Raw genomic sequence first — 26,370 nt, 5'->3', positions numbered from 1 at the left:
CAGGGCCAAGCCCCTCCTATTCACCCGACCTATTGCTACTTTCGCACCCTGCGCCTCGGCGGCTTGGCACCGAGGATTGAGTACGTCACCACCTGTGAGCACGAAGTTCCTGTCGATCCCCTAGACAGACCCCGCACTGAAGCTCCTCAATAGATCCGATCTCACTCCGGCGAAACACACCCTGCGGGTGGTCTCTCCCCTGCTCGCCGTCCGAGGGCGCCCAGTCACTCCGTTCAGCCCTGTCGCCGAGCCGCAGCACGGCGTGTTGTCACGCGGAGAGTCAGGAGAACACGTTGTCAGAGCCGATCAGCCCTGGAAGAAGACTCGCCGGCATGGCGGCCCGCCGAGGGCGGGCTTCGCCCTCCGTCCGTGCCCTCGCCGTGCAGGAGCTCCCGATGCCCGGAGCGCCGTAATGCTCTTGCCGGGCGCCTTCCTGAGTGCGCTCCCATCCTCCATCACCGGATTGCGCGCCCAAGCCGCTCCGTCACGGTGACCAACACATCCCGACTTCACCGACACCGCCGACAGACGGCGGCCGCACCTGGCCATGCAGCCGGCCCACGCTCGAGCGGTACTACGTCCCCCGACGCGCCCTTCTTCCAGGCGAAGTCGGCGCGACCGGCCAGGCGCCCTGGGTAGCGGGCGACCTGACCACATTTACCGCACATTGCCATCCGTGCGTGCCCCGGCGCCCAGGCCGTCGACTGCCATCCGGGACGTCGTCACCGCAAGCCATGCCATCGATCCACAGGAGTGAGCCATGCCCTCATCAAGAATGTCTCGCCGTACGTTTCTCGGCGCGGCGGGTGCGGCGACCGCCGCGACCGCCCTGCCGGTCGTCCCCGGCTTCTCCGGCCTTCTGTCGCAGGCGGCCGCCGCTGACACGCAGACCAACCTGAGCAAGATGGTCGACATGCGGTTCGGCATGTTCAACCACTTCAGCCTGGGCACGTTCACGAACCAGGAGTGGGCCGAACCCAACCAGAGCCCCACCCTCTTCGCTCCGCCGAGCGTCAATTGCGCGCAGTGGGCCGATGCGGCGGTTGCCGCGAAGATGAGTTACGGCATCCTGACCACCAAGCACCATGACGGCTTCGCCCTGTGGCCGAGCGCCTACGGCACCCAGAACGTCGCGAACAGCTCCTACAAGCAGGACGTGGTGCGGGCGTACTGCGACGCGTTCCGGGCGAAGGGGCTGAAGGTCGGGTTCTACTACTCGATCTGGGACCGCACCTTCGGCGTCGAGGCATGGGAGAGCCGGCACAAGGTGACCGGGCTGGAAATCACCGATGCCATCCAGCCCGGCGACATGACCTTCATGCTCGGTCAGATTCGCGAGCTGCTCACCAACTACGGCACCATCGACATGTTCATGACCGATGGTTACGCCTGGCAGATGGGCCAGCAGGCCGTCTCCTACCAGAGGATCCGTTCACTGGTGAAGGAGTTGCAGCCGGACTGCGTCATGATCGACATCGGCGGGCTGGTGGAGCCCTTCCTCAGCGACGCGATCTTCTTCGAGGAGCCGCTGGGCATCACGGCGCCCGCGGGCAACACTTACGCCGGCATGCAGGGACAGACCATCAGCAACGGCTGGTTCTGGCACCCTTCCACCCCGACCGAGGGCCTCATGAGCAAGGCCGCGATCCTGTCGCACCTCGCCGGCCTGGAACCGAAGTACACCTCCTTCATCCTCAACTGCCCGCCCAACCGCAACGGCCTGCTCGACACCAACGTCGTCAACCGGCTCGCCGAAGTGGGTGCCGCCTGGAGCCCGAACGCCTCCCGGCCACCGCTGCCCACCCAGCCACTGCGCGCCGAGCACCCCGTCACACCGGTCAACGCGTACGCCACCGCCTTCCGCACCGGCGAGGGACCGCTCCACGCCATCGACGGACTCAGCGACGTCCGCTACGAAACCTGCTGGTCGACCTGGGGCCTGTCCCCGGCCCTGCCTCACTCGATCACGATCGACCTGGGCGGGGTGTGGAGCAACGTCTCCACCCTGGAGTGCCTGCCCAAGCAGTGGAACCGCACCAACTCCACCGACGGCGACATCACCTCGTACACCATCCTGACCAGCACCGACGGGGTCACCTTCACCCAGGTCGCCACCGGTACCTGGGCCGGCAACGGCAAGTACAAGCTGGTGGAGTGGCCCAACCGGAACGTGGGCTTCGTACGGATCCAGGTCAACGCGGCCACCGGCGGCTACGCCAACATCAGCGGCCTCAGGATCGGCGGCCGGTCGGTCAAGCCGGCACTGGTGTCCACCACGCTGCCCGGCGACGGCACCGTCTACCGACTGGTCGCCCGGCACAGCGGCAAGGTCGCCGACGTGGAGGGTGCGCGCACCGCCAACGGCTCCAACGTCAATCAGTGGCCATGGCTCAACCAGGCGAACCAGAAGTGGACCTTCACCAAGACCGGCGACGGCTACTACAAGATCAAGGGTGTGGGCAGCGGCAAACTCCTGGAGGTCGCGGGCCTCTCCCGGGAGGACGGCGGCAACGTCGGCATCTGGGCAGACGCCAACGCCCCCCAGCAGCACTGGGCCGTCACACCCACCGGTGACGGAAACTACTTCCTCATCAACCGCTACAGCGGGCTTGCTCTCGGCGTCGACGAGGGCAGCACCGCCGACGGAGCCAACGTCGAACAGCAGCCCTACGCATCACAGACGCAACAGCAATGGCAGACCATCCCCTCCTGACTCTCCTGCGCCCTTCTCCTCCTTTTCAGCCTGTTGTGAGAAGGAGGAGAGGGGAAGGTCCTCCGCGGGCGCGACGCGCTTGGGAAAACCCCGCGCCCGCCTGATTCCGTGACTCCGAGCCCGGTGGCCGCACCCAGGCACGTTCTTCGGTGCCATCGACTGGTGGGGCATGGGCACACGACGCATCGCGCGGAATCGAGGAGAACACCGGCGCCACCCAGCTGCCGTTGTCCGCCGACGAACTGGCGGACCTCAACGAACTCGCCGGCCGGATCGGAGTTCAGGAAGACCGCTACAACGAGCACCACATGTAGCTGGTCGACCAATAGCAGACGACGGCGGCGATCCGCAGACGAGTCCACACATCAAGGACGACAAAGCTCTCTGGCGACCGTGCACAGAAGCCCCGACAGGCTTCGCTGCGGCCTCAGGCAGTGTCCCACAGGCCGGTGTCCAGGTCCCGGCATGAGGTGCCGGTAGGTGCGATACGTCTCCTCGATCGACTTGTGGCCCATCCATTCCGCCACGTCGGTGATCGGTATCCCGTTCCCGAGGGCGTTCGAGGCGAAGTAGTGCCGGAAGCCGTACATGCCGACACCGTCCTCCGCAGGCAGGTCCTTGAAGAGCTTCTGCACACGGCGGCGTTCCATCGGCTCCGTGTAGTAGCCGCTCGGACCGCGCAGCAGATAGCCCTCCTTCGTGGTGCCGTGTTTCTTCTCGTACCGCTCCATCGCTCCCCGCACCGAGCGCGGCAGGGGTACCTCCCGGAATTCCCCGCCCTGCGATGTTCAGCTTCGCCGGCCTGTGCGTGTTGGAGTGGACCTGCTCGTGCACCCGGTAGACGTCGTCGGCCACGACATTGTTGATGTTCACTGCCCGGGCTTCCCCGTTCCGCAAGCCGCAGCCCACCATCATGACGATCTCAAGCGCGAGATGTTCGTCAGCGGCTGTCAGGGCCTTCTTCACGTAGGTGAGGGATGGGATGACCACCTTTTCGCGGACGTATTCCGGTTCCTGGACGCCCTTCACAGGGTCGTCCGCCATAGCGCCCTTGCCATATGCGTCCCGGAGGATCGCTTTGAGGACGCGGAAGATGTTCACCTGGTTTCCGCGACCCACCCCGTCCGTCTCCAATTCGTCCAGGAAGCGCTCGACCACGATGGGCGTAACCGAGTTCAGTTTCCGCGACCCGAGACGAGGGATGATGTGCACGTTGATGGAGCTGTCCACGTGCCATCCCGGCGAGTACTCCGTCATCTTGCGCTGACGAGGCCGCCACTGCTTCGCGTATTCCACGATCGTCTGCTGACCGAGTTCGCGGCGAACCTCGGCGACAGATGGCGCCGTTGTCTTCTTCTCCGTGTAGATCTGCGTGAGACGCTCGATCGCGTCGTCCTGCGTGTCGTAGCCGGCCTCTTCACGCTGCTTGCCGAGAGCGTCCCGGAACCGAATCGTGTACGGATGCGGGCAACGGGTCGGCCTGGAACAACCGCACTACTTGAAGAAGGACCCCATCCCACGGGCGAGCTGTCGAGCCACGTAGCCTCCGCGTTCGGTGACTGCAGCGCGGTGAGCCCCACGAGCGGGAGGCCGGCCGCCTGCTGCCAGCTCAGCGACGCGGGCCTGCGCGCGAGCGGTGGGCGGGCTCCCGCGTAAGCACCAGCGAGGACCAGGAGCCCTCATCACCCTCCTCATAGCCCCCCATCCGAAGCACAGGTCCGCACGGCACCAGTGATCCGACTGCAGCAGCAAGCCACCGGGACCGGCGAGCGCACCACCGTCCTCGCCCGCCCTGGCCCGCGAGTTCGGGCTGAGCAACACCACCTTCCGCTGGGGCTCGCCGGGCTGCCGCCACTTCCCCGACATCGCTCGGCTTCAGCACGTCCGCCACCGGGAAGATTGAGCTGCAGACGCAGGCAGGGAGCCGTGTGCCGTCAGAATGCGGATCAGGCCACGGAGCAGTTGTAGGGCGTGAGCCACCCCGCGGCGTGGCGGTCGCCGCGGGTGAAGACGGCGCTTCCTCGTCGGCCTGTCGAAGGGTCGTCGGGATCGCCGGGCGGGTAGTCGAGCGTGGCGGGGGTGCCGTCGGAGACGTACCGGATCGTCGTCGCGCCGTCCCAGAGGCAGATCACCGCGCCGTGCGGGGCCTCCACGCGCAGTGAGCCGGAGTGCGGGGTGAGGGCGGCTCCGGTGGCCCGCTGCTCGAGGAGGGCCTGGTACCGCGCCGGTGTGATCGCGCTGTCGCGCGGCGGGGCGGTGCCCGTCCAGTCGGGGGCACCGATACCGCGATCGCGCGCCGCGCGCCACATACGGGGTACGAGACGCGGTGCCAGCTGCGGTGTGGCCATCCGGCCGCACATCCACAGCAACCGGCCGGCGCCCCGGCCGGGGCCGAGGGCGCGCCAGCGGACGCGTTCGGCGAGGTCGGCGGCCACGACGGCCGCCCAGGGGTGGACGGTGCCCAGTTCTCCCTGGGCACCCAGCCAGGCCAGATAGCGCTGGGCCTCGTCGAGGATGGCCGTCAGGCTCTCGGCCGGGATGCCGAGCACGTACCCGGCGCGCGCGGTGAACGCCTGGGGGCTGGTGGCGACCAGCAGCAGCACCGCGTGGGCCAGGTCTCCCGGCAGCAGTCCCTCGTCCTTGTCCGGTGGTTCCTGATCGGCCTCCAGTTGCTCCGTCCGGCCCCTGTGACGCAGCACCCGGCGCAGGGTGGCACGGGCGCGGTCGCTGAACGCGGCCTCCGCCAGGTCCGGCAGCCGGGTGGCCAGCAGCCTCGTCAGCGCCTCTTCGGCGGGGTCGGGGTCCTCCGGTACGGGCAGGACGCGTACCGCTTCGGACAGTTCGTGCGCCAGGACGGCGTCCACCATGAAGCGGCTGGTCAGCGTGCCCAGTCGGGTCGGTTCCAGGAACGTGTCGCCCCCGGGTCCGGCGTGCCGGCGCAAGAAGCCGGCTTCCTCCAGATAGTCCGCGGCGTCATGGAGCGGCTCGACGCTGTCGTGCCCCTGGTGGAAGGCGAAAGTGTCGGTCCACCAGTCCTCGGCCTCCTCCAGCGAGGTCACGCGTCCCTGCACCAGTTCGGCCAGCAGGTGGTCGGGCAGCCGGTCGCCGATACGTGAACGCACGGTGTAGCCGGCGGTCAGCCGGGCCTGCCACACGGGTCGCTCGGTTTCGTCCGCCAGCAGATAGGCCCAGCCCTCCCGCTCCCCCGCGCCGACCCGTCCGGCGCGGCCGAACATCTGCTGCACCATGGACACCTCGATCCGGTTCTGGCCGAGGCGGGTGTCGCGCACGACGACGGCACGGGCGGGGAGGTTCACCCCCGCGGCCACGGTGGAGGTGGCGACCAGGACGTCGGTCTCGCGGGCCCGGAACGCCTTCTCGGCCTCGCGCTTGTACGGCCAGTCGCGGTAGTGGAGTCCGACGCCGGCGCTGCCGCACAGCCGCTCGACGAGTTCTGTGTCGTCCGCGTCGACGCCGCGTGTCGGGACACCGCGGTCCGCGGCGATGGCGAGTGCCGTCGCGCGTACTCCGCGCTTGCTGCTGCAGAAGACGAGCACGCTGCCACCCTCGTCGGTCACGGTCCGGGCCAGCCGCACGGCGGCGGAGGTCCGGGCGGCGGTGGACCGCATGGAGCGTTCGCCGTCGCGTGCGGCGGGCAGCAGGGGGATCTGTTAGGTCAGCCGGGTCGGCCGCCATGACGTACGGATCAGCCGGGCGCCCATCCAGTCGGCGACCTCGTCGGCGTTGGCCACGGTCGCCGACAGTCCGACGATGCGGGTCCGGGCGCTGTCCTCGCGTACCCGTGTGAGCACCGCTTCGAGCATGGCGCCGCGCGCCGGATCACCGAGCAGGTGGATCTCGTCGACGACGAGACAGCCGACCTCGGCGAGGACGCCGCTCAGGGAGCCGTTTCGGCAGATCGCCTCGAACTTCTCGGTGGTGGCGACCCAGATGTCGGCCTCGCGGACGAGGTCGGTGTCGGTGGCGTACTCGCCCGTGAGCCGGACGACCTCGATGCCGTGCCGCCGCCAGTTCTCGAGTTCGCGGTCGAGTTCGTCGGTGAGCGACCGCTGGGGGACGAGCCAGGCCGCCTTGCGGCCCTGCGCGTGGGCCCGCAGCGCCGCCACCATGCCGATGGGTGTCTTGCCCGCGCCGGTCGGGGCGACGACCATCACGTGCCCGTCGCCCTCAAGGAGGGCGGGGACGGCGTCGGCCTGGGCCGGGTTGAAGGTGGGGTGCGGCAGCAGTCGGGCCCAGTCCTCGGGGACCAGATCGGTCACCGGTACGTACGGGGCCTCGTCGGCGTCCGGTAGGTCCGCCAGGGCGTCCCACTGGGCCTCGAACGCGTCCCGGGCGGCGTGCGCCCCGGGTCCCGCGACGGGGGTGGGCGGCACGGGGCTACTCAGGCCGCCCGTGAACGCGTGGGCGGGGTGGGCCACCAGATCCGTGGGACTGCCGAACTCGCCCACCGTGCCGACCTGTTCGTCCTCCGCCCAGTGCCGGACGCCACGGAACGGAATGCCCCGCTCGGCCAGGTGGGCGCGCAGGTCGTCGAAGGCGGGGCCCTCGGGCAGGATGACCCGGATGTCGTCGGCCGCCGTCACCGCCCCCTCGGGCGGCCGCCAGGCAGGGTCGGTGACCTTGCGCCAGAACAGGTGGCGCTTCTCCGGCTCGGCCGGCATCGGGAGATCCGCCGGCCAGGCGGGGGCGGGAGAGGCCTCGACGACGGTGATGGTGACGCCCGGCTCGGTGGGGCAGGGCCCGAGGAACCGTTCGAGTCCCCGTGCCCCGCCGGGCGTCCAGGTCGGGTTCGTCCGTGCCGTCACTCCCACACGCGCCCCCGCCACTCCCGCACGCGTCCCCGTCGGCCCCGCCGCGCCGGCCGACTTGGCGGCACCGGGCCGCGCGCGCAGCTTGTCGTAGGTCTTCACGCCCAGGTCGGCGAGGGTGTAAGCCGCCGGGCAGACCGGGCAGACGACGGCCACGTAGCGGTAGACCTTCCCCGCCGACTCGTACGGCTTGCGCAGCGAGTGCAACCGGCCGTCGCACTCGGGGCAGGGGCGTGGCACCTCCTCCTCGTAGGTCCAACCGGGTTCGGTGAAGCGGGCGATGAGACCGTCGGCGGGCAGGACGACGCCCCAGCGCTCCCGCACGACCTCCACGACCGTCGGACCGAGTTCGGCCATGTCCCCCACGCGTCTCCCCCTCGTCGCCCCGGACGTCGGTGCTTTCAGTCGACGATGATGCCGGGACAGCAATGATCGTGGTTCCAGTCGGGCTGAATGGCCTAGCCGCAGTGGCAGAGTTCCGGCCGGGCGGGCGCTGTCGGCCTGCCGGAGCAGGAGGCGCAGCACGTGCCGCTGTAGCGGGGGTCCATGTCGTCGAGACGATGGTGGCGGTCCTGGTGGTCCTGCCAGACCTCGTCCTGGCGCGCCCGTGTTCCCTCTCCCGCGCCGCCGCGCGGTGCCGGGCGGCATGCCGCTCGGTGGGCCTACGCGCTGATGCCTACGGGCAGCTCCGCCCAGCGAGTTGTCCGCGCCGAGGCGAGGTGTGCGCCGTGCCGGAACGACAGGGCGGCGACCATGGGGAGTCCGCGGCCGCTCTCGTCGAGGTCCGGGCCGTCAGGGGTTGTGGACGGCCGAGGGGCCGGCCCGCCGTCGCTGACCTCGATGCGGAGAACCCGACGACCGTCGGCCCACGCCAGGGACAGGCGCAGTTCGGCCGGTGGCAGGGCGTGCTCGATGGCGTTGGTGGCCAGTTCGGAGATGACGAGGACGGCCTCGTCGACCACGTCCGGGGACAGGCCCCAGCAGGTGAGCAGCGCGCGTGCACGATGACGCAGGGTGCGGACGGCCTCGGGGATGTGGGAGATCGGAGAGACGTTCACCGCGCCGGGTGGGACCGGGGCGGAAGCGGGTCTTCGCGGCTCCGAGGTGGTCACGGTGGCTTCCTGTCCTGACAACATCGCGGGCCTCCTGGGGGCGGCGTGGGCGAAAGACCTTGGCGACGGCATTGCGGCGGCATGGCGACGGCGATGCGACGGCCGACCTGAACCGCCGACCGGCGGGTAGCAGTTCGTGCCGAGATATCGCACACCGTGCCGCATCGCGGCACGATTAATGGTTGGCCGCCCTTCTCGCGAAAGTCAATAGGCAGGCACCGGCCGGACTCGCCTCATCGCGAGACGCCACAGCCGACCCACCCGCACCCCTTGACCCCTCACGAAGGAACCAGGCATCCTCGTTCCACATCTCGGCATATCGTTCCACATTGTGGCACATCCTCGGAATGGAAAGACCCATGTCGCTCCTGAAGACCATCGACACCGATCCCTCCTTCGCGCCACGCGAGTCCGGCGCACTCCCCGATCGCCTGATATCCGGCAATCCGGCCTTCAAGACCTGGGCCCAGGACGTAGCCCGGGGAGAGATGATCCATACCGGCGTCTGGGAGGCGACGCCCGGCGAGACGCGCTCGATCAAGGGTGAGACCTTCGAGTTCTGCCACATCCTCTCCGGCATCGTCGAACTCACCCCGGAAGGCGGCGAGCCGGTGGTCTACGAGGCGGGCGACAGCTTCGTCATGAAGCCGGGTTTCGTCGGCGTCTGGAAGACCATCGAAACCGTGCGCAAGGTGTACGTGATCGTGAGGTGAGGTCCATCGGCCGGAGCCGCACTATCGTGGAGGGATGGGCGATCTCGCCGGACCGGACGACGACGGGCTCCCTCCCGATCGGACTCAGGCCATCCTCGAAGCGGCCAAGGAGGTCGCTTCGCTGCTCAAGGCCGACGGGCACTCCTTCGCGCTGGCGGGCGGCGTCGCCGTGTACGCGCACGGTGGCCCCGGGACGCTCCAGCACGACGTCGACTTCTGTGTGCTGCCGGAGGACATCGAGGCCGTCACCGCCACGCTGGAGGCCGCGGGACTGCACGTGGTGGCGCCGCCCGAGGACTGGCTGCTGAAGACCCGGAGCCAGGGCCAGGAGGTCGACCTGATCTTCCGGCCGTCCCAGTCCCCGGTCACCCGTGAAATGCTGGACCGGGCGGAGGTGCTGTCGGTCCAGTCCGTGTGGATGCCCGTGCTGGCGGCCACGGATCTGCTCGTCGGACGTCTCCGGGCGTTCTCCGAGCACTACTGCGACTTCGGTGCCGTGCTGCCCATCGCCCGTACCCTGCGCGAGAAGATCGACTGGAGCCGGGTACGGCGCGAGTGCGGTGCCGAACCGATGCCGGCCGCCTTCCTGTATCTGCTGGAGCGCCTCAACGTGATCGAGCCGGAGGAGACCGGCGATGGCGACAGAGCATGAGAACGGACCCGCCGGTGGGCCCGCCCCCGAACCGGGTGCCGGACCGCACACCGGTCCGGCGTTCCGCGCCGGCCACCCGGCGGCCCACACCGAGTACCGCATAGCCCACCTCGAGGAACGGCTCGCCCGGAGCGATCTGGCCGAGCTCGGGATGCGGATCGAGGCACGCGGCGACGCCGTGCACATCACCGGTACGGCGTCCACGGCGGCCGATCGCGAGACGATCCTGCGCATCGCGGCGCAGGAGCTGCCGGGCGTACCCCTACGGGCGGACATCGCGCTGGCCGACGTCACCGCTCCCGGCCGTTCCGAGGAGCTGTCGTGATCCGGGTCGCGGCCGTCGGGGACATCCATCTGGGGCCGGACAGCCGAGGTCTGCTCCGTCCGGCGTTCGAGACGCTGCCCGACCACGCCGATCTGCTGCTGCTCGCCGGCGACCTCACCCGCCACGGAACACCGGAGGAGGCCCGGGTCGTCGCCGGCGAGGTGGCGGGACTGCCGGTGCCGGTCGTCGCCGTGCTCGGGAACCACGACCACCACGCCGAGCGGCCCGAGGACGTGACGGCCGTGCTGCGGGACGCCGGCGTGACCGTGCTGGAGGGCGAGGGGACCGTCCTCGACGTCGACGGGAAACGGGTGGGGGTCGCCGGGACGAAGGGGTTCGGCGGCGGCTTCGCCGGGCGCAGCGGCAGCGAGTTCGGCGAGCCCGAGATGAAGGCCTTCGTCCGCCACACCCGGGGCCTCGCGGACGGACTGCGCCAGGCCCTCGACGCGCTGGCGGAGGACGGCTGCGCGGTCCGTATCGCGCTCACGCACTTCTCCCCCGTGCCGGACACGCTCGTCGGGGAGCCGCTGGAGATCTACCCCTTCCTCGGCAGCTATCTGCTCGCCGAGGCGATGGACGAGTCCGGCGCCGACCTCGCCGTCCACGGCCACGCCCACCTGGGCACCGAGCACGGCATCACCAGCGGTGGGGTACGCGTGCGCAATGTCGCCCAGCCGGTCATCCGGCGCGCCTTCGCGGTGTACCGGCTGCCGGTGGACGGGGCCCGCGCCTCGTGACGCCCACGTCGCCTCGTGACGCCCACGTCGCCTCGTAACGTCGTACGGGGGACGGGGGGTCCGGGCCCGTCGCGCGGTTCCCGGGCCGGGCCGGGAGGCCGGGTTACCGTCCGTCGACACAACCGTCGGCAGCCGAACGGGAGGCCCTGGGATGCTCTGGCGATGGCGGTGGGGAGCGGCGGCGGGAGTCGTTCTGTCGCTGACGGCCGGCTGCGGGGCCGTCGAGGAGCGGCGTACGGCGGCCCTGGGCGCGGCCCTCGACTTCGAACGGGCGCTGGGCGCCAAGGACGGGGTCGCGGTGTGCGCGGTGCTGGCGCCGGGTGTCCGGGACGAGGTCGAGCAGTCCACCCGGACGCCGTGCGAGGAGGGTGTCCTGGAGGAGGAGGTCCCGGCCGTCGCGGCCGCGGAGGACGAGGTGGAGGGCGTCGACGTCGGCGGGCGCCAGGCCCGTGTCGTGTTCGCCGGGGACACCCTGTTCCTGTCGCGGTTCTCCGGGGGCTGGAAGGTCGTCGCCGCCGGGTGCACGCCGCGTCCTGAGCGGCCCTACCAGTGTGTTCTGAAGGGTGGGTGAGCACGTCGTGCGCTTCATGTTCGCCCTGTGCCTGCTGGTGATCACCGGTGGTCTGGCCTACTGCATCACGCTGGGGGTGTTGCACCGATGAGCCGGTCCGTGCGCGGCTTCCTGCGGGACAACGGCCTGGGACTCGCCTTCCTCGCGCTGTTCGTCCTCGCCCTGATCGGCCAGGCCTTCGCCGGTCACGCCGACTTCAACAACCAGCTCGCGGCGGAGGACCTCCAGCAGCTCACCCTCGGCCAGTACATGACCTCCTCGGACTTCGCCGTCGACGTCATGGAGAACTGGCAGTCCGAGTACCTGCAGTTCTTCCTGTACATCTTCCTCACCGTCTGGCTGGTGCAGCGCGGTTCACCGGAGTCCAAGCACCCGGACAGCATCGGTGTCGAATCGGACGAGAACCAGCGGGTGGGACCGCACGCGCGCCCCGACTCCCCCCGCTGGGCGGCGGCGGGCGGTCTCCGCCTCAAGCTGTACGCCAGTTCTCTGGGGTACATCATAGGGGCCGTCTTCGCGCTGTCATGGCTCGCCCAGTCGATCACGGGTGTGGCGGCGTACAACGAGCAACAACTGCGGCAGCTTCAGGCGCCGGACAGCTGGCCCGAGTACATCGTCTCGGCCGACTTCTGGAACCGTACGCTGCAGAACTGGCAGTCGGAGTTCCTCGCCATCGCCTCCATGGCGATCCTCTCCATCTATCTGCGGCAGCGCGGTTCCCCGGAGTCCAAGCCGGTCGGAGCCGCCCACTCGTCGACCGGCGTCGAGGGCTGAACCCCGGGGGCGGCGCCGCTCCTACGCCGCCGCGACCGGCGCCTCCACCGCGACCGGCTCCTTCACCTCGGACTCGTCGGCCCGCGCCCCCTCCTCGGACTTGGCCGACCGTGCCGGCTCGTCCTCCACCTTCTCGAACTGCGTCCGGTACAACTGGGCGTACCGTCCGTCCGCCGCCAGCAGTTCCTCGTGCCTGCCGCGTTCCACGATCCGGCCCGCCTCGACGACGAGGATCTGGTCGGCGGCCCGTACGGTCGACAGGCGGTGGGCGATGACCACGGCGGTCCTGCCTTCCAGGGCCTCGGCGAGGGCCTCCTGGACAGCGGCCTCCGAGGTGTTGTCGAGGTGGGCGGTGGCCTCGTCGAGGATGACGACGCGCTGGCGGGCCAGGAGCAGCCGGGCGATGGTCATGCGCTGGCGTTCGCCGCCGGAGAGCCGGTAGCCGCGCTCGCCGACGACGGTGTCGAGGGCGTCGGGCAGGGACCGCACGAGGTCGTCGAGGCGGGCCCGGCGCAGGACGTCCCACAGGTCGTCGTCCGTGGCGTCGGGGCGGGCGAGGAGCAGGTTGGCGCGGACGGTGTCGTGGAAGAGATGGCCGTCCTGGGTGACCATGCCGAGGGTGCCGCGCAGTGACGCCGCGCTCAGGTCGCGTACGTCGACGCCGCCGACGCGGACGGCGCCCGCGTCCGTGTCGTAGAGCCGGGGCAGCAGTTGGGCGACGGTCGACTTGCCGGCGCCGGAGGAGCCGACGAGGGCGACGGTCTGGCCGGGTTCGGCGCGGAAGGAGACACCGTGCAGAACCTCGGTGCCGCCTCGGGTGTCGAGGGAGGCCACCTCCTCCAGGGAGGCGAGGGAGACCTTGTCGGCGGACGGGTAGCCGAAGCGGACGTCGTCGAACTCGACGGCCACCGGCCCTTCGGGCACCTCGCGGGCGTCCGGTTTCTCCTCGATGAGCGGCTTCAGGTCCAGCACCTCGAAGACCCGCTCGAAGCTGACCAGGGCGCTCATGATCTCCACGCGGGCCCCGGCGAGCGCGGTCAGCGGCGCGTACAGCCGGGTCAGCAGCAGTGCCAGGGACACGATCGCGCCCGCCTCCAGGGTGCCGCGCAGCGCGAACCAGCCGCCGAGGCCGTACACCAGGGCGAGCGCGAGGGCCGAGACGAGGGTGAGGGCGGTGATGAACGCCGACTGCGCCATCGCCGTACGGACGCCGATGTCCCGCACCCGGCGGGCGCGCTCGGCGAACTCGGCGGACTCGTCGTCCGGCCGTCCGAAGAGCTTGACCAGGGTGGCACCGGGCGCGGAGAAGCGCTCGGTCATCCGGGTACCCATGGCCGCGTTGAGGTCGGCCGCCTCCCGCTGGAGCCGGGCCATCCGGCGGCCCATGCGCCGGGCGGGGATCACGAAGACCGGCAGCAGGACGAGCGAGAGGAGGGTGATCTGCCAGGAGAGGGTGAGCATCACGGCGAGGGTGAGCACCAGGGTGACCAGATTGCTCACCACTCCGGACAGGGTGTTGCTGAACGCCCGTTGGGCGCCGATGACGTCGTTGTTGAGTCGACTGACGAGCGCTCCCGTACGAGTACGTGTGAAGAACGCGACCGGCATGCGCTGCACATGATCGAAGACTGCGGTCCGCAGATCGAGGATGAGTCCCTCGCCGAGCGTCGCCGACAGGCGGCGGCCCAGCAGCCCGAGCGCCGCTTCGGCGACCGCGATGAGCGCGATGAGCACGGCAAGGCGGACGACGAGTGTCTCGTCCCCGCCCGACACGATCACGTCGACGACGCGCCCCGCGAGCACCGGCGTCGCCACGGCGAGCAGCGCGGTCACGACACTGAGGGCGACGAACCACGCGATACGGCGACGATGTGGACGGGCGAAGGCGCCGATGCGCCGTAGCGTCGTCCGGGCGAAGGGGCGGCTGTGCTGCTGGGCGGTCATCATGCCCTGCAGCTGGGTCCAGGCTGTGGTCTCCATACTCATACGAAGAACGCTAGAACCTCGACCAAGCTTGCGGTCAACATCTTCCGTGCGGTACGCCGGGACGCGGTGAAGTCCATTGCCGGTCGACCGCCGTCCCCGCGCCCGCAACCCGCTGTTGGCCGAGCGCGGAGAACCTCTCCCGGTGTGACAGCGACACCACTCCCCCAACGACTCACCCGGCGTGTTCCGGTGCGGCGGATCCTCTGCCTGCTGCCCCTGGTCCTGGTTCTGGTGGTCGCCGTGCGCCACCATGCTGTCCTGGTCGAGGGCTTCGCCCATCTCGCGACCGCGCGGTGGCCCTGGCTGGTGGCGGCGATCGGCGTGACGTGTCTGACCTGGGTGGCGGCGGCCGTGACCCGGCAGGGGGCGCTCGTCGAGCGGTTGCCGGCCGGACGGCTGCTGGCCACCCAGTTCGCGGCGGGCGCGGCGAACCATCTGCTGCCGACGGGTCTGGGCGCGAGCGCGGTGAACCTGAGGTTCATGACGGTGTGCGGGGTGTCGCTGTCCCGTTCGTCGGCGGCGCTCGCGTTGTATCTGCTCGCGGAGTCCATCGCCCGGGTCGGCCTGCTGCTGGCCCTGTTGGTCGCGTTCCCCCGTGCGCTGCGGATCGGCCCTCTCCTCCCTGACGGCACGTCCACTCCCCTGCTGGTCACGGCCGTCATCGCCGCCTGCGTCGCCGTGGCCGTGGTTCTCCTCGTACGACGTCTGCGTACGGCCGTGTTCGGCTTCGTGCGCACCGCGCTCGGTGAGGCCCGCTCGATACACACGCGGCCGACGCGTGTGCTGGCCCTGTGGGGCGGTTCGCTGGCGTTCCCGGCGCTCCAAGCGACCGTACTGGTCACCGTGGGGCTGGCGTTGGACCTCGACATTCCCGTGACGCACATGGCTCTCGCCTATCTCGCTGCCACGGTCGCGGTCGCCCTCGTCCCGACTCCGGGCGGGATCGGCTCCGTGGAGGCCGCGCTCGTGATCGCCCTGGTGGCGGCCGGCGGCCCGGTGGCCGTGGTGACCGCGGTGGTGCTGGCGTTCCGGGTCATCACGGTCTGGCTGCCGTTGCTGCCGGGCGCGTTGACGCTGGGCGCGCTGGTCCGGCTGAAGGTGATCTGACCACGAGTGAGGTACTGACCGGGGCGGGAAGGAGGAAGCGTCCGTACCGGCGGTCCACATCCGGACATTCCCGGGGAACCGGTGGCTTGCCGTCGGCCGATCCGCGCAGGTCCGGTGCCGATCAGCCGCGCTGATACGGCAGGATGAGCCGTCGCACCCGACGTCGTACACACGTCCGGGCAAGCGTGAACGTGCATTCCGGATTCGAGCAGGTGGCAAGTGACGACACATCACATACGGCCCGTGGGACCCGACATACGGCCCCTCAGCCGCTCCCCGCGTCCCTCGGGAGGTGACCGATGACCCGGGCCCTCACCCTCGACGACTACCTCGTGGCCGGAATCACTCTGGCCGCGGGCCTGTTGGCCGCGTTCCTGCTGCGGCTGCTGCTCCGCTGGCTCGGCGGCCACGCGACGAAGACACGCTGGGGCGGTGACGACGTCATCGTCGACACGCTGCGCTCCCTGGTGCCCTGGAGCGCGTTCGTCGGCGGCGCGGCGGCCGCGGCGGCGGTGCTGCCGCTGACGAAGACCGTGCAGCACAACGTGAACCAGTCCCTGACGGTGCTGTTCATCCTCGTCGCCACGATCACGTCGGCCAGGGTGATCGCCGGTCTGGTGCGTTCGCTCGCCCAGTCCCGGGCCGGGGTCGCGGGCTCGGTCACGATCTTCGTGAACATCACCCGGGTCACGGTCCTCGCGATCGGCTGCCTGGTGATCCTGCAGACCCTGGGCATCCCGATCGCCCCGCTGGTCACCGCCCTCGGCGTCGGCGGTCTCGCGGTGGCCCTGGCCCTCCAGGACACCCTCGCCAACCTCTTCGCGGGCATCCACATCCTCGCGTCCAAGACGGTCCAGCCGGGCGACTACATCAAGCTGAGCAGCGGCGAGGAGGGCTATGTCGTCGACATCAACTGGCGGCAGACGACGATCAAGTCGCTCTCCAACAACCTGGTGATCATCCCCAACGGTCAGCTCGCCGGCACGAACATGACCAACTTCAACCAGCCCGAGCAGGACATGACCCTGCTGGTGCAGGTGGGCGTCGGCTACGACAGCGACCTGGAGCACGTGGAGCGGGTCACCAACGAGGTGATCGCCGAGACCATGAAGGAGGTCGAGGGCGCGGTCCCCGACCACGAGCCCGCCGTGCGGTTCCACACCTTCGGCGACTCGCGCATCGGGATGACCGTGATCCTCGGGGTCGGGGAGTTCAGCGACCAGTACCGGATCAAGCACGAGTTCATCAAGCGCCTGCACAAGCGGTACCGGGCGGAGGGGATCAGCGTGCCGGTGCCCCGGCGGGCGATCACGCTGCAGACGGGGGGCGGCAGCGTGGAGATTCCGCATCAGCGGGAGTCGTCGGTCGAGGTCGCGCCCTAGGGGTTTCGCCCCCGCCGCCCCTACCCGTCCCATCCTCAAGGGCCTGCGCCCCTTTGACCCCCCGGCGCGGGCCCGGTGGGGCTTCTCGCGCAGTTCCCCGCGCCCCTTGAGGGCCTGCGGCCCTTCCGGGGCGAAAAGCACGGGGCGCAGCCCCTGCTTTTTCAGGGGCGCGGCGAACTGCGTGACCAGCCCCCACGCACCCGCACCCGACAACGCGCCCCTCTCCCCGCCCCCTGTCGAGTACCGCCCGCGCACGAGATATCTTGATGTCGAGCAATGTTGCAGACGTGGAGCGGAGCACCCGGTGACTGACTCGACCATCATCTACACGCACACTGACGAGGCGCCCGCCCTGGCGACCCACTCGTTCCTGCCCGTGATCAAGGCGTACGCCTCGCAGGCCGGTGTCTCCGTCGAGACCCGTGACATCTCGCTGGCCGGCCGCATCATCGCCGTCTTCCCGGAGTACCTGGAGGAGGGCCAGCGCATCCCCGACGCCCTCTCCGAGCTGGGCGAGCTGGCCAAGACGCCCGCGGCGAACATCATCAAGCTGCCGAACATCTCGGCGTCGATCCCGCAGCTGAAGGCCGCCGTCGCCGAGCTGCAGGGCCAGGGTTACGCGCTGCCGGACTACCCGGACGACCCGAAGACCGACGAGGAGCGCGAGATCCGCGCCCGCTACGACAAGATCAAGGGTTCCGCCGTGAACCCGGTCCTGCGTGAGGGCAACTCCGACCGCCGCGCCCCCGCCTCGGTCAAGAACTACGCCAAGACCCACCCGCACCGCATGGGCGCCTGGTCCGCCGACTCCAAGACGAACGTCGCGACCATGGGCGAGAACGACTTCCGCTCCACGGAGAAGTCCGCGGTGATCTCCGAGGCCGGTGCCCTGAAGATCGAGCTGGTCGGCGACGACGGCTCCACCACCGTGCTGCGCGAGTCCGTACCCGTCCTCGCGGGCGAGGTCGTCGACGCCTCCGTGATGCGTGTCGCCGCGCTGCGTGAGTTCCTGACCGCGCAGGTCGCCAGGGCCAAGGCCGAAAGCGTGCTGTTCTCCGTGCACCTCAAGGCCACGATGATGAAGGTCTCCGACCCGATCGTCTTCGGTCACGTCGTGCGCGCCTTCTTCCCGAAGACGTTCGCGAAGTACGGCGAGACGCTGGCCGCGGCCGGCCTCTCTCCGAACGACGGCCTGGGCGGCATCTTCAAGGGCCTGGAGGCCCTGCCGGAGGGCGCCGAGATCAAGGCCTCCTTCGACGCCGAGCTCGCCGAGGGCCCGGAGCTGGCGATGGTCGACTCCGACAAGGGCATCACCAACCTGCACGTGCCGTCCGACGTGATCGTGGACGCCTCGATGCCGGCCATGATCCGCACCTCCGGCCACATGTGGGGCCCGGACGGCCAGGAGGCCGACACCCTCGCGGTGCTCCCGGACTCCTCGTACTCCGGTGTCTACCAGGTCGTCGTCGACGACTGCCGCGCCAACGGCGCCTACGACCCGTCGACGATGGGCTCGGTCCCGAACGTCGGCCTCATGGCGCAGAAGGCCGAGGAGTACGGCTCCCACGACAAGACCTTCGAGATCCCGACCACCGGCACGGTCCGCCTCGTCGACCAGGCCGGCAACGTGGTGATCGAGCAGACGGTCTCCGCCGGCGACATCTTCCGCGCCTGCCAGACCAAGGACGACCCGATCCGCGACTGGGTGAAGCTGGCCGTCACCCGTGCCCGCGCCACCGGCGACCCGGCGGTGTTCTGGCTGGACGAGACCCGCGCCCACGACGCCAACCTGATCGCCAAGGTCAACGCGTACCTGCCGGAGCACGACACCGAGGGCCTGGACATCCGCATCCTCGCCCCGGTCGAGGCCACCAAGCTGTCGGTGGAGCGCATCCGCCGCGGCGAGAACACGATCTCGGTGACCGGCAACGTGCTGCGTGACTACCTCACCGACCTGTTCCCGATTCTGGAGCTGGGCACCAGCGCCAAGATGCTGTCGGTCGTCCCGCTGATGGCGGGCGGCGGCCTCTTCGAGACGGGCGCCGGCGGCTCCGCCCCGAAGCACGTCCAGCAGCTGGTCAAGGAGAACTACCTGCGCTGGGACTCCCTGGGTGAGTTCTTCGCCCTGGTTCCGTCTCTCGAGCAGTACGCCACGGCCACCGGCAACACCCGTGCCAAGGTCCTCGCCGACACCCTCGACCGCGCCACGGCGACCTTCCTCAACGAGGACAGGTCCCCCTCGCGTCGCGTCGGCGGCATCGACAACCGCGGCAGCCACTTCTACCTGTCCCTGTACTGGGCCCAGGAGCTGGCCGCCCAGACCGACGACGCCGACCTGGCCAAGGCCTTCGCCCCGCTCGCCGAGACCCTCACGGCGAACGAGCAGAAGATCGTCGACGAGCTGATCGCCGTCCAGGGCAAGCCCGCCGACATCGGCGGCTACTACCAGCCCGACCCGGCCAAGGCCGCCGCGGTCATGCGCCCCTCGGCCACGTGGAACGAGGCGCTGGCGAACTTCGCCTGACACACCGCCACGCACGACGCCGACCCCGGCCGGGATCACTCCCGGCCGGGGTCGGCCGTTTTCCACCGGGCCCCGCCGTCAGTCGGTGCCCAGCGCCGTGCGCAGGGTGGCGACCGCCTGCCCGATGGCGGCCTCGGCGGCGTGGGTCCCGCGCAGGGCGTTCAGCATGACGAAGTCGTGGATGATGCCCTGGTAGCGCACGGCGGTGACGGGTACGCCGGCCTCGCGGAGCTTGTTGGCGTACCCCTCGCCCTCGTCGCGCAGGACGTCGGCCTCGGCGGTGATGACGAGGGCCGGGGGCAGGTTCTTGAGCTGCTCGGGGGTGGCGCGCAGCGGGGAGGCGGTGATCTCGGCGCGCTCCTTCTCGCTGGTCGTGTACTGGTCCCAGAACCACCGCATGGCATCACGGCGCAGGAAGTAGCCCTCGCCGAACTGGTGGTAGGAGCCGGTGTCGAACGCGGCGTCCGTGACCGGGTAGAACAGCACCTGCTGCACCAGGGGGACGTCGCCCCGCTCCTTGGCCATCAGGGTCAGCGCGGCCGTCATGTTGCCGCCGACGGAGTCACCGGCCACGGCGATACGGGTGGCGTCCAGGTAGTGAGCGGCGCCGTCGGCGACGATCCAGCGGGCGACGGCGTAGTTCTGCTCGATGGCGACGGGGTAGCGCGCCTCGGGCGAGAGGTCGTACTCGGGGAAGACCACGGCGGCGTTCGCGCCGACGGCCAGCTCGCGGACCAGCCGGTCGTGGGTATGGGCATTACCGAAGACCCAGCCGGCGCCATGGATGTAGAGGATCACCGGAAGCACGCCCTTGGCTCCCGCCGGCCGGACGATGCGGATCTTGACCTCGCCGGTGGGCCCGCCCGGCACGGTCACCCACTCCTCGTCCACGGCCGGCTTGGTGACGTCGCCCGACTGCACCTCGTCGACGACCTTGCGCCCCTCGACGGGACCGAGGTCGAAGAGGTATGGCGGGTTGGCGGTCGCCTCCGCGAAGGCCGCGGCGGCGGGCTCCAGTACGGGACGGGGGCCGGTGGTGCCGATGGTCTCGGACATGGCGATCTCCTCGGATCCAGGGTGCCGCGGGCAGGCTCGGCCGACGTGGTTCGCCGGGGTCGGCGGCACGAGCACAACAGTAGCGCCCTATTGAGTCGTGCACAACTAATTAGTTCGCAACTACCTACTGCACGATTATTTAGTGCTGGATACAATCGAGGAGACTCGAAGGTAGGGTGGGAGATCGTCATGCAGACACGGGACCGAGGAGCGACACCGTGAGCACAGCCGGCGACATCGCGAGCGCGACCGGGGCGGCACCGACGGCCCCCGCACCGGGGCACAGCCTGCTCCTGGACGACCAGCTCTGCTTCGCTCTGTACGCCGCCTCGCGCGCGGTCACGGCCCGCTACCGGCCGCTGCTGGACGAACTGGGGCTGACCTATCCGCAGTATCTGGTCATGCTCGCCCTCTGGGAGCAGGACTCGATCTCCGTACGCGATCTGGGCTCCGCGCTCCAGCTCGAGTCGAGCACCCTTTCCCCGCTACTGAAGCGCCTGGAGGCCGGCGGTCTGCTCCGTCGTGAACGCCGTACGGACGACGAGCGCTCCGTCGCCATCCGCCTCACGGAGGCCGGGGCGCAGCTCAAGGACCGGGCCCTGACCGTGCCCGTGGACATCGGCGAGGCCATGGGACTGACCGGTGAACAGCACACCCTGACCAAGCAGTTGCTGCGGCTCCTCACGGCGAACGTCAGCCGGGCGTGACCAGGCGCCCTCCTTCACCACCAAGTCCCGCGTCAGCAAGGGAACACGCACAACCGCTGATTGCACTGGTCCCCGAAAACAATCAAGGGTCGGCCTGTTCACCGTGGTGCTGCCGCCTCTCGGCGTCGCCATGCTCCGTGGCTGGACACCCAGGTGGGTCCGTACGCTCTGGTCCAGCCTGGGACTGCGGGGCGGCGCGGCCCTGACCGACTGGTTCGGACGGCGGCTCCAGCCCCGGACGGGCCCGCCCGGGGCGCAGCCGCGGCCATTCGGCCACCCGCATCAGGAAGGCGAGGCCCCGTGGTCGGGGCCGTCGGTGGCCGAGGAGCCGATCAGCAGGTGGCCGCCGGGGGTGAGCACCCGACGGAACTCGGCCAGGGTGACGGGGAGTTCCCGGGGCGGGGTGTGGATGACGGACCATCGCGCGGGACGCCGTCCAGCGCGCCGTCGGGGATGTCCGACGCGGCCATCGAGCCCACGTCGAACCGCAGCCCCGGATGGGCCTGCCGAGCCAGCTCGATCATGGCGGGAGAGGCGTCGTCGATCCCGAACGTCTCCAGCGCCAACTCCCGCAGATGAGCGGTGACATGGCCGGACCCGCACCCGAGGTCCGCGACCTGGCCGCCCGGACCACCTCGGCGAAAGCGCTCAACATCGCGCGGTCCGGGGGACGTTCACGCAGCAAGTCGTGGAAGAGCTGGGCGTAGGCGGTGGCAGCGGCGTCGTAGGCCTCGCGGGTGGCACGGAGAGCATCGTGTTCGACCATGCGCGTGACAGTAGCCCGTGGGGCCGACAGGAACTGAGCGCTCCGATCCGCTCCAGCGAACGTCCATCCGCCGGGGCCCTCTCCCCCGCTCCGACCCATTGCCTGGCAGTGACCGGGGGATGGCCCGCGCCCGCCTACGGTGACCGCACATCTCACCGAAACGGAGTGGTTTTGCCATGGCAGAGACCAACGACGCGCTCACCGCGGCCGTTCTGGAACACGCCGCCACCTATGTACGCACCTTCAACTCGGGCGACGCCGCAGCCGTCGACCGGCTCTACACGGACGACGCGATCAGCGTGTGGGAGAAGGGACACGCCGTCAGCGGCGAGGAACGGCGCAAGGGGCTGGCCGAGTTCCTCGCGGCCGGCCCCGTGCTGACGAACAAGGTGCTCGAGTCGTACGTGACGTCGGACACCGCCCTGCTGGTCACGGAATGGGCCATCGACGTCCCCGCGACGGCGGCCGGCGCGGCGGAGAGCCACTCCGGCATCGGCCTCGACGTGCTGCGTCTGGGTGCCGACGGTCAGTGGCGCTTCGCGATCGACAACCCGTACGGCAAGGAACTCTGAGCGCACCCCACCCGAAAGGACCCCCTCCTCATGACCGAGACCCTCGACCTGACCCTGACCGACGACCCGGACCAGCAGAACGACGTGTTCGTGGCCGCGTTCAACAGCGGACAGGGCGCGATCTTCGACCAGTTGTACCGCGCGGACGCGATCTCCAACCTCACCGGGACGCCGCGCACCGGGGCGGACCGCACGCAGAGCATCACCGAGTTCCTGGCCACCGGGCCGAAGCTGAACTCCAAGGTGCTCCGCACGTTCCGTACCGGTGACACCTCCCTGCTGATCGTCGAGTTCCATCTGGAGGTCACCGGCGAGGACGGCGAGCCCCAGAAGATCGACGGCACCTGCACCGATGTCCTCGTCCGTGGCGAGGACGGCAAGTGGATCATGGCCGTCGACCGTCCCGTGGCCGACGTGCCCAGCGTCTGACCATCCCCTTCGCCACGCGACCGGGCCCCGCTCCGTACCCCCCGTGGCTCGGTGCGGGGCCTGTCACTTCACGAGACTGGAGCATGATGGATTCCCTGACCGAGGCTGTGCTCGCGGGGGCACGCGCGGAAGTGCTGGAACGGGAGCCGGTACCGGAGCAGTACACGGCGGCTCACCTGCGGGCCGAGGACGTCGGCATGTTCGACGGAAACGACGACAAGGACGTGCGCCGGTCCATCCACGTCGGCAGCGTGCCGATGCCGGAACTGGCCCCGGACGAGGTGCTGGTCGCGGTGATGGCCAGCGCGATCAACTACAACACCGTCTGGTCCGCGACCTTCGAGCCGGTGCCCACCTTCGGCTTCCTGAAGCGCTTCGGGCGCCAGGACGGCCTCGCTGCCCGTCACGACCTGCCGCACCACGTCATCGGCTCCGACGGGGCCGGCGTGGTGGTGCGTGTGGGCAGCGCCGTACGGAACTGGCGCACCGGCCATCACGTCGTCGTCAGCTGCGTCCAGGTCGACGACCAGGAACCGGCCACGCACGCGGACGCCATGCTCGGCGCGGGCCAGCGCATCTGGGGCTATGAGACCAACTTTGGCGGGCTGGCGCACTACACCGTGGTCAAGGCCAGCCAGCTCCTGCCCAAGCCGGCGCATCTGACCTGGGAGGAGGCCGCGAGCGTGCTGCTCACGGCGGCCACCTCCTACCGCATGCTGATCAGCGACAAGGGCGCGCGGATCAAGCTCGGGGACGTCGTTCTCATCTGGGGCGCGACCGGCGGCCTGGGGGCGTTCGCCGTGCAGCTGGTCAAGGCGGCGGGAGGTATCCCGATCGGTGTCGTCAGCTCGGAGAGCAAGGCCAAGGTGCTCCGGGCACTCGGCTGCGACGTGATCATCAACCGCGCCGAGACCGGCCTCGGCCGTGCCGACACGCCCGAGGCAACCATCGAGCAGGGCAAGCGTCTGGGTCGGATCATCCGCCAGGAGGTCGGCGAGGACCCGCACGTGGCCTTCGACTACATCGGCCGCGCCACCTTCGGGGTCTCCACGTTCGTCGTCCGGCGCGGCGGCACGGTGGTGACCTGCGGCTCCAGCACCGGCTACCAGCACACGTACGACAACCGCTACCTGTGGATGAACTCCAAGCGCGTCATCGGCAGCCACGCCGCCAACCTCCAGGAGCAGGCCGAGCTGAACCGGCTGGTGAGCCAGGGCAGGATCTCCCCCGTGCTGTCCACCGTGTACTCCCTCGACGAGGTCGGGGAGGCCGCCCGGCTGGTACAGAACAACGAGCACATCGGCAAGGTCGGCGTGCTCTGTCTCGCTCCGCGGGAGGGGCTCGGGGTCACCGACCCGGCGCTGCGCGAACGGATCGGCGCGGCCGCGCTGAATCCGGTGCGGAGCGTCTGACGCCATGACCGAACGACCCATCGGCATTCTGAGCACGGGTTCCTACGTCCCCAAGGAGGAGGTCACCAACGCCGAGATCGCCGCCCGTGTCGGTGTCCCGGTCGAGTGGATCGAGGAACGGACCCACATTCGCGAGCGCCGTTACGCCGCTCCCGACGAGGCCACCTCGGATCTCGGCATCCACGCGGCGGCACGCGCCCTGGAGGCTGCCGGACTGGAGGCGGGCCAGGTCGACTACCTCATCGTCTCCACCTCGACCCCCGACTCCCCCCAACCGCCCACCGCCTTCCACGTGCAGCGCGGGCTCGGCGCGCACGCGGCGGTCTGCTTCGACGTCAACGTCGTCTGCAGCGGATTCGTCTACGCGCTCGCGATCGCCCGCAGCCTGATCCGGGAACGCCCCGGCAGCCGGGCCCTCGTCGTGGGCGCCGACATCTATTCACGGATCCTGGACTTCACCGACCGCCGCACGGCTGTCCTGATGGCCGACGGCGCCGGCGCGGCCGTCGTCGGTGAGGTCGACGGGCCGTACGGGATCACCGGCTTCGAACTGGCGTCGCGCGGCGACGCGCACCAGCTCATCCGTGTCGAGGCCGGGGGCAGCAGACTGCCCGCGTCCGAGCGGACCGTCCAGGACGGCGGCCACTACTTCCGTATGGAGGGGCGCGCGGTCCGGGACTTCGTCCTGGACCACTTCCCTCCTCTGCTCGACGCGCTGTGCGCCCGCACGGGCACCTCCCGCGAGGACATCGCCCACTTCGTTCCGCACCAGCCCAACGGGGTCATGCTGGCGCAGCTCGTCGAGCGTGCGGGCCTCACCTCGGCGCACACCCACCGCACACTCGAGCGCTACGGGAACGCGGGCAACGCCGCCGTCGCGATCACCCTCGACGAGGCCCACCGTCAGGGCCACCTCCACCCCGGTGACCTCGTGCTGCTCGGCGGCTTCGGCGGCGGCATGTCCATGGGCGCCGGTCTCATCCGCTGGGGAGTGACAGCATGAACACGACATTACCGAGCACACCGTCCATCAACCGGGTGGGCATCGTCGGCTGCGGCCTGATGGGTTCGGGTATCGCCGAGGTGTGCGCCCGGGCCGGCCTGGACGTGACGGTCGCCGTCTCCAGGCCGGAGTCCGTGGAGCCGGGCCTGAACCGCATCCGGAACTCTCTCGGCAACGCGGTGGCCAGGGGCAGGCTGACCGAGGCGGAGCACGACGCGGCTCTCGGCCGGATCGAGCTGGTGCCGGACCTCAAGGCGATGGCCGACCGGCAGTTCGTCGTCGAATCCATCCGGGAGGACGAGACGGCCAAGGTGGAGCTGTTCGCCGCCCTGGACGCCATCGTGGAGGACCCGGACGCCATTCTGGCGACCAACACCTCCTCGCTGCCCGTGATGCGCCTGGCCCGTTCCACGGGACGGCCCGGCCGGGTGGTCGGCGTCCACTTCTTCAGCCCGGTGCCCATGCTTCCGCTGGTCGAACTCACCAGCTCCCTGCTCACCGAGGAGCCGGTGGCGGACCGGGCCGAGCGGTTCGTCTCCGAGGTGCTCGGCAAGGAGGTGATCCGCACCGCCGACCGGGCCGGATTCGTCGTCAACTCGCTCCTGTTCCCCTATCTGGTCTCGGCGATCCGCATGGCGGAGTCGGGCTTCGCCACCGCCGAGGTCATCGACCGCGGCATGCGGCTGGGCTGCTCGCACCCCCTGGGGCCGCTGCAACTGTGCGACCTCATCGGCCTCGACGTCGTCGCGTCCATCGCCGGGTCACTGTACGAGGAGTACAAGGAGCCGCTGTACGCCCCGCCGTCCCTGCTGATCCGCATGGTCGAGGGCGGCCTGCTCGGCCGGAAGACGGGACGCGGCTTCTACACGTACGACCGCTGAGGCACGCGCGGCAACGGTGCGCGGCGGACCACCGCGCACTCCCCCCGGGCGCCCGGCCCGGTTCCTCCGCCGTTACCGGAGGATGGATTGTCCGAATTCCCTCTGGACTAGCCTCGGTT

23 protein-coding genes and 1 pseudogene are annotated in these 26,370 nt (G+C 70.0%); 17 read left to right on the top strand and 7 right to left on the bottom strand.

The window, feature by feature from the left end:
* Positions 1–760 precede the first annotated feature (760 nt).
* On the top strand, positions 761–2,713 hold the full coding sequence (locus ACWD26_RS38595; protein WP_451277474.1) for an RICIN domain-containing protein: 1,953 nt from the start codon (positions 761–763) through the stop codon (positions 2,711–2,713).
* A 149-nt stretch (positions 2,714–2,862) separates the two neighbouring features.
* Entirely contained in the window at positions 2,863–3,027 is a 165-nt protein-coding gene (locus ACWD26_RS38590) for a hypothetical protein (RefSeq protein ID WP_451277472.1), read from the top strand.
* A gap of 51 nt (positions 3,028–3,078) precedes the next feature.
* Here the strand turns inward: ACWD26_RS38590 and ACWD26_RS38585 are convergent, their stop codons facing one another.
* From ACWD26_RS38585 to ACWD26_RS38570, 4 genes are all read right to left on the bottom strand, one after another.
* Positions 3,079–3,444, bottom strand: a complete 366-nt coding sequence (locus ACWD26_RS38585; RefSeq protein WP_451277470.1) for a tyrosine-type recombinase/integrase — start codon at positions 3,442–3,444, stop codon at positions 3,079–3,081.
* A 1,215-nt stretch (positions 3,445–4,659) separates the two neighbouring features.
* The gene (locus tag ACWD26_RS38580) at positions 4,660–6,342 is read right to left on the bottom strand and encodes a helicase-related protein (protein WP_451277468.1); all 1,683 of its coding nucleotides are present in this window, start codon (positions 6,340–6,342) and stop codon (positions 4,660–4,662) included.
* A 42-nt stretch (positions 6,343–6,384) separates the two neighbouring features.
* Entirely contained in the window at positions 6,385–7,899 is a 1,515-nt protein-coding gene (locus ACWD26_RS38575; protein WP_451277522.1) for a DEAD/DEAH box helicase, read from the bottom strand.
* Positions 7,900–8,204: 305 nt separating this feature from the next.
* A complete protein-coding gene (locus ACWD26_RS38570) occupies positions 8,205–8,654 on the bottom strand; it encodes an ATP-binding protein (protein ID WP_451277466.1) in 450 nt (149 codons plus the stop codon).
* Positions 8,655–9,013: 359 nt separating this feature from the next.
* Here ACWD26_RS38570 and ACWD26_RS38565 point away from each other — a divergent pair, with 359 nt between their 5' ends.
* The 6 genes from ACWD26_RS38565 (at position 9,014) to ACWD26_RS38540 (ending at position 12,426) form a co-directional block, all read left to right on the top strand.
* A complete protein-coding gene (locus ACWD26_RS38565) occupies positions 9,014–9,367 on the top strand; it encodes a cupin domain-containing protein (RefSeq protein WP_451277464.1) in 354 nt (117 codons plus the stop codon).
* A 34-nt stretch (positions 9,368–9,401) separates the two neighbouring features.
* Positions 9,402–10,019, top strand: a complete 618-nt coding sequence (locus tag ACWD26_RS38560; RefSeq protein WP_451277462.1) for a nucleotidyltransferase family protein — start codon at positions 9,402–9,404, stop codon at positions 10,017–10,019.
* The gene (locus ACWD26_RS38555; RefSeq protein WP_451277460.1) at positions 10,003–10,344 is read left to right on the top strand and encodes a BON domain-containing protein; all 342 of its coding nucleotides are present in this window, start codon (positions 10,003–10,005) and stop codon (positions 10,342–10,344) included. Before ACWD26_RS38560 ends, ACWD26_RS38555 begins: the two co-directional genes overlap by 17 nt.
* Positions 10,341–11,081: a metallophosphoesterase family protein gene (locus ACWD26_RS38550; RefSeq protein WP_451277458.1), complete on the top strand. Its 741-nt coding sequence runs from the start codon at positions 10,341–10,343 to the stop codon at positions 11,079–11,081. The genes ACWD26_RS38555 and ACWD26_RS38550 overlap by 4 nt, the downstream gene beginning before the upstream one ends.
* Positions 11,082–11,232: 151 nt before the next feature.
* Positions 11,233–11,652, top strand: a complete 420-nt coding sequence (locus ACWD26_RS38545; RefSeq protein WP_451277456.1) for a hypothetical protein — start codon at positions 11,233–11,235, stop codon at positions 11,650–11,652.
* Between the two features lie 87 nt (positions 11,653–11,739).
* The gene (locus ACWD26_RS38540; RefSeq protein ID WP_451277454.1) at positions 11,740–12,426 is read left to right on the top strand and encodes a DUF6766 family protein; all 687 of its coding nucleotides are present in this window, start codon (positions 11,740–11,742) and stop codon (positions 12,424–12,426) included.
* A gap of 21 nt (positions 12,427–12,447) precedes the next feature.
* Here the strand turns inward: ACWD26_RS38540 and ACWD26_RS38535 are convergent, their stop codons facing one another.
* On the bottom strand, positions 12,448–14,406 hold the full coding sequence (locus tag ACWD26_RS38535; RefSeq protein ID WP_451277520.1) for an ABC transporter ATP-binding protein: 1,959 nt from the start codon (positions 14,404–14,406) through the stop codon (positions 12,448–12,450).
* Positions 14,407–14,556: 150 nt separating this feature from the next.
* Between ACWD26_RS38535 and ACWD26_RS38530 the strand changes: the two genes are divergently transcribed.
* From ACWD26_RS38530 to ACWD26_RS38520, 3 genes are all read left to right on the top strand, one after another.
* Positions 14,557–15,519 carry a lysylphosphatidylglycerol synthase transmembrane domain-containing protein gene (locus ACWD26_RS38530; protein WP_451277452.1) on the top strand — a complete coding sequence of 321 codons (963 nt, stop codon included), beginning with the start codon at positions 14,557–14,559 and terminating at the stop codon, positions 15,517–15,519.
* 299 nt (positions 15,520–15,818) lie between these two features.
* A complete protein-coding gene (locus ACWD26_RS38525) occupies positions 15,819–16,901 on the top strand; it encodes a mechanosensitive ion channel family protein (RefSeq protein WP_451277450.1) in 1,083 nt (360 codons plus the stop codon).
* A 304-nt stretch (positions 16,902–17,205) separates the two neighbouring features.
* Positions 17,206–19,425, top strand: coding sequence for an NADP-dependent isocitrate dehydrogenase (locus tag ACWD26_RS38520; protein ID WP_451277449.1), 2,220 nt, complete (start codon positions 17,206–17,208; stop codon positions 19,423–19,425).
* Positions 19,426–19,503: 78 nt separating this feature from the next.
* Here the strand turns inward: ACWD26_RS38520 and ACWD26_RS38515 are convergent, their stop codons facing one another.
* A complete protein-coding gene (locus ACWD26_RS38515) occupies positions 19,504–20,481 on the bottom strand; it encodes an alpha/beta hydrolase (RefSeq protein WP_451277447.1) in 978 nt (325 codons plus the stop codon).
* A gap of 287 nt (positions 20,482–20,768) precedes the next feature.
* Here ACWD26_RS38515 and ACWD26_RS38510 point away from each other — a divergent pair, with 287 nt between their 5' ends.
* Entirely contained in the window at positions 20,769–21,188 is a 420-nt protein-coding gene (locus ACWD26_RS38510) for a MarR family winged helix-turn-helix transcriptional regulator (protein WP_451277518.1), read from the top strand.
* A gap of 300 nt (positions 21,189–21,488) precedes the next feature.
* Here the strand turns inward: ACWD26_RS38510 and ACWD26_RS38505 are convergent.
* Positions 21,489–21,954, bottom strand: a pseudogene (locus tag ACWD26_RS38505) (class I SAM-dependent methyltransferase); the annotation flags it as partial.
* A gap of 176 nt (positions 21,955–22,130) precedes the next feature.
* On the opposite strand from ACWD26_RS38505, the gene ACWD26_RS38500 reads away from it, so the two are divergent.
* The 5 genes from ACWD26_RS38500 to ACWD26_RS38480 all read left to right on the top strand — a co-directional run bounded on the left by ACWD26_RS38500 (position 22,131) and on the right by ACWD26_RS38480 (position 26,251).
* Complete coding sequence (locus ACWD26_RS38500) at positions 22,131–22,526, top strand: YybH family protein (RefSeq protein WP_451277445.1); 396 nt, start codon at positions 22,131–22,133, stop codon at positions 22,524–22,526.
* A 30-nt stretch (positions 22,527–22,556) separates the two neighbouring features.
* Positions 22,557–22,955 (top strand): YybH family protein, encoded by a 399-nt coding sequence (locus tag ACWD26_RS38495; RefSeq protein WP_451277443.1) that lies wholly within the window; start codon positions 22,557–22,559, stop codon positions 22,953–22,955.
* Between the two features lie 86 nt (positions 22,956–23,041).
* Positions 23,042–24,367: a crotonyl-CoA carboxylase/reductase gene (gene ccrA / locus ACWD26_RS38490; RefSeq protein WP_451277516.1), complete on the top strand. Its 1,326-nt coding sequence runs from the start codon at positions 23,042–23,044 to the stop codon at positions 24,365–24,367.
* A 4-nt stretch (positions 24,368–24,371) separates the two neighbouring features.
* A complete protein-coding gene (locus tag ACWD26_RS38485) occupies positions 24,372–25,370 on the top strand; it encodes a 3-oxoacyl-ACP synthase III family protein (protein ID WP_451277442.1) in 999 nt (332 codons plus the stop codon).
* Positions 25,367–26,251 carry a 3-hydroxybutyryl-CoA dehydrogenase gene (locus ACWD26_RS38480; protein WP_451277441.1) on the top strand — a complete coding sequence of 295 codons (885 nt, stop codon included), beginning with the start codon at positions 25,367–25,369 and terminating at the stop codon, positions 26,249–26,251. The genes ACWD26_RS38485 and ACWD26_RS38480 overlap by 4 nt, the downstream gene beginning before the upstream one ends.
* The last annotated feature ends 119 nt before the right edge of the window (positions 26,252–26,370 follow it).

The sequence above is a fragment of the Streptomyces sp. NPDC002787 genome (assembly GCF_053592095.1).
Note: the sequence above shows the minus strand (reverse complement) of the source record. Positions and strands in the feature narration are given on the sequence as shown.